Raw genomic sequence first — 1,339 nt, forward strand, 5'->3', positions numbered from 1 at the left:
TGCAGAAGCAGATTTATACTTCGAAACATATTTAAAAGAGCGCGGGTTATTTATTGGTGATGAAGAAGATGATATTGATAAGATTGTTATTAGAAAGACAGCTGAATTACGATAGAAAAGCACAGGATAATAATCCTGTGCTTTTTAAATATTTAACAATATCATTTAGTTACGTTAAACACTATAATCTGTTGAATGAATTTCTAAATTCAACTTATTTGAGTAAGCCTTATTCAAAATAAGAAATACTATCCCTCCTGCAATTGGAAGCATGTAGGCTGGAATATAATTTAATAATAGACCTGATAATGCCAGTGCTATTGGCTGCATCATTTTACCTATACTTAATCCAATACTGAGCACTCTTCCCCTATATTCATCGGGAATCTCTTTTTGCATGAAATAAGTTAAAGGAATATCAATTAGTGCTATCATTAGTCCTAAAAAGAACATAATAATGCAATACATAGTAACGTATACAAAATTATCTACTTCAATACTGTTGAATAAAACTGGAATCCCTGAAATTATCATAAAAATTGCCAACATAAAACTTGATTTTTTCAAAAGATAGGAATAAGAAAAACAATCAGTTATCTTTTTTACTAATATTGCACCAACTATCATTCCTACTGGAAAAGTCCCATGAATTATGCCAAATTGCTTCGAACTAAGATTGAGAACTGTGTTTATTATGTACGGTAATGGAACGATTACAGCAAAACCTAGGAAGAAATTAAGTGAAGTTAAAATACGAAACGTATTTTTTAAGCTTTCCCTTTCAATTAAGTAAGAAAACCCCTCTTTTATATCTTTAATAAAATTAATTTCTCTTTTTGAACATTCCTCATTTATGTTGTACTCGAACAATTTAAAGTGAATAAACAATATGGATATGCCCGAAAGAATAAATGAAATACCATTTATAATTATAAAAGTTTTTATATCTAATACAGCAAAAACGATGCCCCCTAACATAGGACCGAGAATTAAAGATACAGAATCGATAATTTTACTTATAGAGTTAATACTCATTAATCTCTCTTTAGACACGATATTTGGTTTTGCTGCTTCTAACCCTATTCCAAAGAATGTTGTAAATACCGACATAAGAAAGGTAATAGCATAAATAATGAATAAGTTTAATCCATAATTGCTGCTTACTATATAAGTAACAATTATGGATTAAACTTCCACTTAGTAAATCCATGCAAACGACCAGTTTCTTTTTATCAACTTTATCTGCAATTACACCGGCAAATGGATTCATAACAATCATTGGAATCGTTCCTAAAATGAGTGTAATTGCGAAATTTAATGCTGATCCGGTTATTTGTAA

Annotated in this window: 1 pseudogene; it reads right to left on the minus strand. The window is 29.6% G+C overall.

From position 1 onward, the window contains the following. Positions 1-174: 174 nt before the first annotated feature. Positions 175-1,339, minus strand: a pseudogene (locus AC1DTM_RS26755) (MFS transporter); the annotation flags it as partial.

The sequence above is a fragment of the Bacillus sp. P4_D3 genome (assembly GCF_056401855.1).